7 protein-coding genes are annotated in these 8,203 nt (G+C 49.0%); 5 read left to right on the top strand and 2 right to left on the bottom strand.

Annotation, left to right across the window (positions count from 1 at the left end):
- Window positions 1–67: 67 nt before the first annotated feature.
- The gene (locus HMPREF2572_RS00490; RefSeq protein ID WP_070495359.1) at window positions 68–397 is read right to left on the bottom strand and encodes a stress response protein; all 330 of its coding nucleotides are present in this window, start codon (window positions 395–397) and stop codon (window positions 68–70) included.
- Window positions 398–886: 489 nt separating this feature from the next.
- On the opposite strand from HMPREF2572_RS00490, the gene nrdA reads away from it, so the two are divergent.
- The 5 genes from nrdA (at window position 887) to HMPREF2572_RS00515 (ending at window position 6,165) form a co-directional block, all read left to right on the top strand.
- Window positions 887–3,166 (top strand): class 1a ribonucleoside-diphosphate reductase subunit alpha, encoded by a 2,280-nt coding sequence (gene nrdA / locus HMPREF2572_RS00495; RefSeq protein WP_070495361.1) that lies wholly within the window; start codon window positions 887–889, stop codon window positions 3,164–3,166.
- Window positions 3,167–3,232: 66 nt separating this feature from the next.
- Window positions 3,233–3,973: an NYN domain-containing protein gene (locus HMPREF2572_RS00500; RefSeq protein WP_070495363.1), complete on the top strand. Its 741-nt coding sequence runs from the start codon at window positions 3,233–3,235 to the stop codon at window positions 3,971–3,973.
- A 133-nt stretch (window positions 3,974–4,106) separates the two neighbouring features.
- Window positions 4,107–5,240 carry a class Ia ribonucleoside-diphosphate reductase subunit beta gene (nrdB, locus tag HMPREF2572_RS00505; protein ID WP_070495372.1) on the top strand — a complete coding sequence of 378 codons (1,134 nt, stop codon included), beginning with the start codon at window positions 4,107–4,109 and terminating at the stop codon, window positions 5,238–5,240.
- Window positions 5,241–5,359: 119 nt separating this feature from the next.
- Window positions 5,360–5,662 carry a class I ribonucleotide reductase maintenance protein YfaE gene (gene yfaE, locus HMPREF2572_RS00510; protein WP_070495366.1) on the top strand — a complete coding sequence of 101 codons (303 nt, stop codon included), beginning with the start codon at window positions 5,360–5,362 and terminating at the stop codon, window positions 5,660–5,662.
- 77 nt (window positions 5,663–5,739) lie between these two features.
- Window positions 5,740–6,165 carry a hypothetical protein gene (locus tag HMPREF2572_RS00515; protein ID WP_070495368.1) on the top strand — a complete coding sequence of 142 codons (426 nt, stop codon included), beginning with the start codon at window positions 5,740–5,742 and terminating at the stop codon, window positions 6,163–6,165.
- 72 nt (window positions 6,166–6,237) lie between these two features.
- On the opposite strand, the gene uvrC is transcribed toward HMPREF2572_RS00515, so the two are convergent.
- Window positions 6,238–8,073, bottom strand: coding sequence for an excinuclease ABC subunit UvrC (gene uvrC / locus HMPREF2572_RS00520; RefSeq protein ID WP_070495370.1), 1,836 nt, complete (start codon window positions 8,071–8,073; stop codon window positions 6,238–6,240).
- Window positions 8,074–8,203 lie beyond the last annotated feature (130 nt).

The following is an 8,203-nucleotide window of genomic DNA, read 5'->3' on the forward strand; positions in this document are numbered from 1 at the left end:
GGGATGTGTCCAACTTTTGGGGTGCAGTTCAATGCCGAAGAAGCTTTCAGACGACCTTTGTCTGTTTTTAGCGACGGAATTTGCCGTGGTCGAAATCATCAAATGCTTCATAGGCTGCTTGGCATTGGATGCGTTGTTCTTTATACGGCAGTTGGCGGAAGGCTTTGCGGGCTTTGACGTTTTCTCTCAGCTCGGCTTTGTTGCCTTTGTATTTGTACCATGCGGCGCGGCGGTCGAGATATTTTTTGCAAGAAGGATGCAGCTTGCCTTGTTTGGCTTTGGTTTGTGCGTGGTGGGATTTATGGTGTTTGTGGGCGGCAGCATCGGCAGGTTGGGCTGCAAAACCCAGTATCAGTGCGGCAGACAGGGCGGGAAGAAGGCTTTTTTTCAGTAACATGGCGAACTCCTGTTTATTTAAGATGGAGAATTTCATTATATTCATGGCTTTTACAAAAAGGAAATTGGGCTGGATAGGTCGTCTGAAAAAGCGGGTGGGGTATTTAAAGCATTTTGACGAAACCTATCTTTAATTAGATATTATCAAACAGAGAAAATAATAAACTGCATGAATTATCACGTTTCAGACGACCTTGTGTTGCATTTGTCATTCGGTGTCATGCCATTTATTTTCAAAATTTAACACAAATCCGAATTTACCTTATTTCATAAGCTCATAGCCGCATGAGGGTTTTGATGCCGAAAAACACGTCTTCGCGGTAAGGCTTGAATCATAGGGAAAGAGGTCGTCTGAAAGAAAATTGGGAAAAGCACGATTTCAAAACAGCAGTCTTGTCAAGACTGGATAAGCGACGAAAAATACACTATATTGTGCCACTCGACATTAATACATACTGTATCTTGTGTTTCAGGATGGAGAAAGCTCACGATGAATGCACCGACTGATTTGAAAGTAACCAAGCGCGACGGACGTTTGGAAAATATCGACTTAGACAAAATCCACCGCGTGGTTACTTGGGCGGCGGAAGGCTTGAAAAACGTTTCCGTATCGCAGGTCGAGCTCAAATCGCACATCCAGTTTTACAACGGCATCCGCACCGACGACATCCACGAAACCATTATCAAAGCGGCTGCCGACCTGATTTCGCAGGATACGCCCGATTATCAATATCTCGCCGCGCGTCTGGCGATTTTCCACCTGCGCAAAATCGCTTACGGCGAGTTCGAACCGCCGCATCTCTTTGACCACGTTAAAAAACTCACCGATGCGGGCAAATACGACCGCCACATCATCGCAGATTACAGCCGCGAAGAGTTTGACGAGCTGAATGCCTATATCGACCACAGCCGCGACATGACCTTCTCGTATGCCGCCGTGAAGCAGCTCGAAGGCAAATATCTGGTGCAGAACCGCGTGACCCGCCAGATTTATGAAACGCCGCAGTTCTTATACATCTTGGTGGCGATGTGCCTCTTCAGTAAATATCCGAAAGAGACGCGTTTGGATTACGTCAAACGTTTTTACGATGCCGTTTCCACATTTAAAGTATCGCTGCCGACCCCGATTATGAGCGGCGTGCGTACGCCTACGCGCCAGTTCTCAAGCTGCGTATTGATTGAATGCGACGACAGTCTGGATTCCATCAACGCTACCACCAGCGCGATTGTGAAATACGTTTCCCAACGCGCGGGCATCGGCATCAACGCCGGACGTATCCGCGGTTTGGGCAGCGAAATCCGCGGCGGCGAAGCGCAACACACCGGCTGCATTCCGTTTTTCAAAATGTTCCAAGCGGCAGTTAAATCCTGCTCGCAAGGCGGCGTACGCGGCGGCGCGGCAACTTTGTTCTACCCCTTGTGGCACATCGAAGCCGAAAGCCTGTTGGTGTTGAAAAACAACCGCGGCGTGGAAGACAATCGCATCCGCCAGCTTGATTACGGCGTGCAGATCAACCGCCTGCTGTACACCCGCCTGATTAAAGGCGGCAACATCACGCTGTTTTCGCCCAACGAAGTCCCCGGCCTGTACGACGCGTTCTTTGCCGATCAAGACGAATTCGAGCGTCTTTACACGAAATACGAGCAAGACCCGAATATCCGCAAACGCACCTTGTCGGCTACCGATTTGTTCTCCACGCTGATGCAGGAACGCGCCGGAACGGGACGTATCTACATCCAAAACGTTGACCACTGCAACACGCACAGTCCGTTTGACCCGCGCGTAGCCCCCGTGCACCAGTCCAACCTGTGTATGGAAATTGCCCTGCCGACCAAACCGCTGGACAACATCAACGATCCGAACGGCGAAATCGCCTTGTGTACCCTGTCTGCCTTCAACTTGGGCGCATTAAACAGCTTGGACGAGCTGGAAGGGCTTGCCGATTTGACTGTGCGCGCACTTGATGCCTTGCTGGATTATCAAGACTATCCGGTCGAAGCCGCCCGCACCGCGACCATGAACCGCCGCACGCTCGGCATTGGCGTCATCAACTACGCCTACTATCTGGCGAAAAACGGCGTCCGTTACAGCGACGATTCCGCGCTCGGCCTGACCCACCGTACCTTTGAAGCCATGCAGTATTACCTGCTCAAAGCATCGGTAAACCTTGCCAAAGAATACGGCGCGTGCCCGCTGTTCAACCAAACCGTTTATTCGCAAGGCAAACTGCCCATCGACACCTACAAAAAAGACTTGGATGCCGTATGCAGCGAACCGCTGTTGTGCGATTGGGAAAGCCTGCGCGCCGACATCGTCAAATACGGTCTGCGCAACTCCACCCTGACCGCACTCATGCCGTCTGAAACCAGCTCGCAAATCGCCAACGCCACCAACGGCATCGAGCCGCCGCGCGGATTGGTAACGGTCAAAGCTTCGAAAGACGGCATCCTGAAACAGGTCGTGCCCGAATTTGAAACCCTGAAAGACGCCTATGAAACCCTGTGGCAACTTCCGGGCAACGAAGGCTATCTGAAACTTGTCGGCGTGATGCAGAAATTCGTCGATCAGGCGATTTCCGCCAACACCGCCTACGATCCGGGTAAATTCGAAGGCAACAAAGTTTCCATGAAACAAATGCTCAAAGACTTGCTGACCGCCTACAAATACGGCGTCAAAACCCTGTATTACCACAACACCCGCGACGGCGCGGACGATACGCAGACTGATATTCAGGATGACGGCTGCGCTGGTGGGGCTTGTAAGATTTGATAAGGGGAATTTCAGACGACCTCACGAGGTCGTCTGAAATAATAAATAACATAGGGGGAAAACAAATTGAAGAATATACCTGAACAATCTATTGTCGCTCTTTTTATAGATGCGGATAACGCACCTTTTGGGAAAATTGATTTTATTCTTAATGAGCTTGCAAATTATGGTTCAGTAATGATAAGAAAAATTTATGGGAATTGGAAAAGTGAACAATTAAAAGGTTGGGAAGCTGTCTTATTGGATTATGCTCTAGCACCTGTTCAACAGTTTGATTATACAAAGGGTAAGAATGCAACGGATATGGCGATGACCATAGATGTAATGGATTTATTATTTCAAGATAAAATAGACGTTTTTTGCATTGTTTCTTCCGATTGTGATTTCACACCGTTAGCAATGAGAATAAAAATGGAAGGGAAACAAGTCATTGGTTTTGGCGAACATAAAACACCTAAATCGTTGGTTGCTGCATGTAGCAAATTTTTATTTTTAGATGCAAGTTTTGATAAAAGCAGTGGGACAAATGCTCAACCAGCTGAAATTCGGAAGAGAACTGCTAATGAACTTAAATGTAATACCACATTAATGAATTTATTAAGAGAAGCCATTGCCAATAGTTGTGATGAAGACGGTTGGGCATCATTAAGTAATGTTGGGAAGATTATCAATAACCAATCATCTTTTGATAGTAAAAATTATGGTTATACGAAGTTGGGAGATTTAGTGCGTGTAATTGATATTTTTGAAACTAGGTTGTCAGAAAATCGTTCACAAATGTATATCCGAAATAAAAGAGCAAAGTAAAAAATGAAAGTTATTTAAATAATGGTTTGTGAATAATTTTTAGATGGTCTTGTTTTGAATATCAAAAGGGTACTCTGAAAACTAAATATTATTTTTTAAAAAGAGAAACACCATGTCCTGCGAACACCTAGTCATGTCATACAGCACCTTTTCCAAAACCAAAAACGATGCGCTTAAAGAGCCGATGTTTTTCGGTCAGCCGGTGAATGTTGCCCGTTATGACCAGCAGAAATACGAAGTATTTGAAAAACTGATTGAAAAACAACTGTCTTTCTTCTGGCGGCCGGAAGAAATCGACGTGTCGCGCGACCGTATCGACTACGCCAACCTGCCCGAACACGAAAAACACATTTTCATCAGCAATCTGAAATACCAAACCTTGCTCGACTCCATCCAAGGCCGTAGTCCGAACGTTGCCTTACTACCTTTGGTGTCGATTCCCGAACTGGAAACTTGGATTGAAACGTGGAGCTTCAGCGAAACCATCCACTCGCGCAGCTATACCCACATTATCCGCAATATCGTGAATGATCCGTCGGTCGTGTTCGACGACATCGTGCAGAACGAATACATCATTGCCCGCGCCGAAGACATCGCCTGTTATTACGATGATTTGATCGAATACACCCAGTATTACAACCTGTTGGGCGAAGGAACGCACAATGTCGGCGGCAAGCTCGTTACCGTGTCTTTGCGCGAGTTGAAGAAAAAACTCTATCTTTGCCTGATGTGCGTCAATGTGTTGGAAGCCATCCGTTTCTACGTTTCATTTGCCTGCTCGTTCGCCTTTGCCGAGCGCGAGTTGATGGAAGGCAACGCCAAAATCATCAAACTGATTGCCCGCGACGAGGCCCTGCACCTGACCAGCACGCAGCATATGCTCAACCTGATGCGCGCCGGTGCCGATGATCCTGAAATGGCTGAAATCGCGAATGAATTGCAGGACGAGTGTTTCAACCTCTTCAAAAAAGCAGCTGAGCAGGAAAAAGAATGGGCGGCCTATCTGTTTAAAGACGGCTCAATGATTGGTCTGAATAAGGAAATTTTGGCGCAATACGTCGAATACATCACCAACCTGCGTATGCAGGCGGTCGGTCTGCCCGCCGGATTCGAAGGCGCTACCCAAAACCCGATTCCGTGGATTAACGCGTGGCTGTCGTCTGACAACGTGCAGGTCGCGCCGCAGGAAGTGGAAATTTCTTCTTACTTAATCGGTCAGATCGATTCGGAAGTCAGCGCGGACGATTTGGGCGATTTCGAACTGTAATCAAACTTGGCGGTTTTTCCGCATTTCCATCATCAGAGGTCGTCTGAACAGGTGTAGAAACGAAATCAAAGATTTCGGTTACACCGTGCAGACGGCCTTTCCCGCTTAAACAGATAACAATGGCACTCATCAGCACACACGACAAAACCTTCGAGCTTCAAGAAGGCGAAACCTTATTGGAGGGATTGGAGCGCACCGGCCACGAGGTCGAATACCAGTGCCGAAGCGGCTATTGCGGTTCCTGCCGTGTCAAAATATTGGACGGCAGAGTGTCCTACGACGATTTCCCGCTCGCGTTTGTCGCGCCCGGTGAGATTCTGCCGTGTTGCTGTCGGGTAAATGAGGACATCAAGGTCGATTGCCGCGCTCGGATGAGCGAACCGGATTTGTTCGATATCAGCTTGTTTGATGAGCAGGATTGAGTCAATTGAAATCTAATCGTATTATTTTCAGTCCTTTGCTTTAATAATGGACTCTTGAAATTTAGGTGTAATCATATATGGATGTCGCTAAGGGTTTATTGGTTTCAGTTTTATGTTTGAGCTCGGGTTTGCTTGCTGCTCAAAGTCATCATTCCCAATGGAAGAAAGTTTATGAAAGGGATTTGACGGATTTTGAATTGAGTCCGGAGGGAAGCGGGTTGGTATTGTTTGCCCAACTGCAAGGACGTTGCAGGATGGATGTTGATTTTTATGGGGAAACGGGAAAGGATAAATATCGGTATGAATTTACTCGAGACCGTTTGACGGCAGGTTCGCATCAGGAATACCGCTATACCGCTGCATCGTTGTCGGAAGTAACCAAAGATAAAATAAAATTGGTGCGGAATGAGAAGCTGAATCCTGCCTCAGCCGCGGTAAAGAAAGAATTTCAGGATATTTATCAATACGTTCCTAATAAGGTTTTAAAAAAATATTGTTTTTAATGTGATATAGAGAATAACAAGAGGTCGTCTGAAAACTTTTCAGACGACCTTTTGCTTTATTTACCCTATCTTTCAATGCAGATGCTCGTAAATGGTTTCCGCCAATGCTTTGCTGATGCCTTCGACCTGTTCCAAATCTTCTTTGCTGGCAGCAACGACACCGCGCAGACCGCCGAAGCGGGTGAGTAGAGCTTGGCGGCGTTTGCTGCCTACGCCAGGGATGTCGCTGAGGGAAGAGGTAACGCGGGCTTTGTCGCGTTTTTTGCGGTGGCCGGTGATGGCGAAACGGTGTGATTCGTCGCGCACGGTTTGCAGGAGGTGCAGGGCGGGGCTGTTGGGCGGCAGGTGGAAGGTTTCGCCGGTGAACGGGAGGATGAGTTCTTCCATGCCGGCTTTGCGTTCGGGGCCTTTGGCGATGCCGATCAAGGGGATGTGCAGCCCGAGTTCTTCCCATACGGATACGGCGACGCCGATTTGTCCTTTGCCGCCGTCAATCAATACGACATCGGGCCATTTGACGGCTTCGCCGTTGGCTTCGGCTTCCTGCATTTTGCCGTAGCGGCGGGTGAGGACTTCGCGCATGGCGGCGTAGTCGTCGCCGGGTTTGGCGGTGGTAATGTTGTAGCGGCGGTATTGCGAGGGTTGGATGTTTTGTTCGTCGTACACGACGCAGGAGGCGATGGTGGCTTCGCCTTGGGTGTGGCTGATGTCGAAGCATTCGAGGCGGTTGAGGTCGTCTGAATTCATGTTCAGGATTTTTGCCAACTCGTCGATGCGGTGTTGCTGGCTGCTTTGTTGCAGGCGGCGTTGGGCAATCGCCATTTGTGCGTTTTGTTCCGCCATTTTTAGCCAGACTTTGCGTTCACCTATGGTTTTGGTTACGAACTGCATTTGTTTGCCGTGTTCGCCCTCTAAGGCTTCTTTCAATGCGTCGGGTACGGGGAAGTTGCTGATGATGATGTCGGGTTTGCTTTTGCCCAGATAGTGTTGGGCGACGAAGGCTTCGGCGTAATCTTGCCCGTTCGGTTCGGGATCGTTTTTGGTGTCGGGGAAGAAGCTTTTATCGCCGACGTGCCGCCCGCCGCGTATGCTGACCCAGTGTACGCAGACGAGGCCGTCTGAAACGGCAAGCGCGAGCAGGTCGATGTCGTTGGGATTGTTCGGGTTTTTGCTGTCGATGAACTGGTTGCTCTGCATGATGCCGAGTGCCTGGATTTGATCGCGATAGCGGGCGGCTTCTTCAAATTGCAGGTTGGCGGCGGCGGTCTGCATTTTGTGTTGCAGGGTGCGGGTCAGTTCGTCGGTTTTGCCGTTGAGGAAGGTAGCAGCTTGGCGCACGCTGTCGCGGTAGTCTTCTTCGCTGATGTGTCCGACGCAGGGCGCGGTGCAGCGTTTGATTTGGTACAGCAGGCAAGGGCGGTCGCGGTGTTCGAACACGCTGTCTTCGCAGGTGCGCAGCATGAAGACTTTTTGCAGAACTTGGATGCTGTCGCGCACGGCGTTGCTGTTGGGATAGGGGCCGAAGTATTGGTTGGGCTTTTTCAGCGTGCCGCGGTAATACGCCATCTGCGGATATTGATGTCCGCTGAGCATGAGGTAGGGATAGCTTTTGTCGTCGCGGAAAAGGATATTGTATTTGGGCGACAGGGCTTTGATGAAGTTGTTTTCGAGAATCAGGGCTTCTGCTTCGGAGCGTGTGATGGTGGTTTCGATATGATGAACCTGTTTCACCATCAATGCAATGCGCGGGGAATGGTCGTTTTTCTGGAAATAGCCGGACACGCGCCGCTTGAGGTTGACGGCTTTGCCGACGTATAAAACGTTGCCGCCTTCGTCGAAAAAACGGTACACGCCGGGCAGGTTGGGCAGGTTTTTGAGGAAGAGGGGGATGTCGAAGTCCGTGGTCATGGGATGGATGGCGGTGGGCAGGTTTTCAGACGACCCGATTATAAATCAGAACGCTTGAAATAATAGAATGCAAGCGGTCGGTTTATTATGGATGGAAAAGTATAGTGGATTAAATTTAAATCAGGACAAG

This window comes from Neisseria sp. HMSC064E01 (assembly GCF_001808875.1).
GTDB lineage: Bacteria > Pseudomonadota > Gammaproteobacteria > Burkholderiales > Neisseriaceae > Neisseria > Neisseria sicca_A.

Bases quoted from the DNA above. Each gene is read 5' to 3' on its own strand.
- HMPREF2572_RS00490 (WP_070495359.1), bottom strand. From the start codon at position 397: ATGTTACTGAAAAAAAGCCTTCTTCCCGCCCTGTCTGCCGCACTGATA.
- nrdA (WP_070495361.1), top strand. From the start codon at position 887: ATGAATGCACCGACTGATTTGAAAGTAACCAAGCGCGACGGACGTTTG.
- yfaE (WP_070495366.1), top strand. From the start codon at position 5,360: ATGGCACTCATCAGCACACACGACAAAACCTTCGAGCTTCAAGAAGGC.
- HMPREF2572_RS00515 (WP_070495368.1), top strand. From the start codon at position 5,740: ATGGATGTCGCTAAGGGTTTATTGGTTTCAGTTTTATGTTTGAGCTCG.
- nrdB (WP_070495372.1), top strand. From the start codon at position 4,107: ATGTCATACAGCACCTTTTCCAAAACCAAAAACGATGCGCTTAAAGAG.
- uvrC (WP_070495370.1), bottom strand. From the start codon at position 8,073: ATGACCACGGACTTCGACATCCCCCTCTTCCTCAAAAACCTGCCCAAC.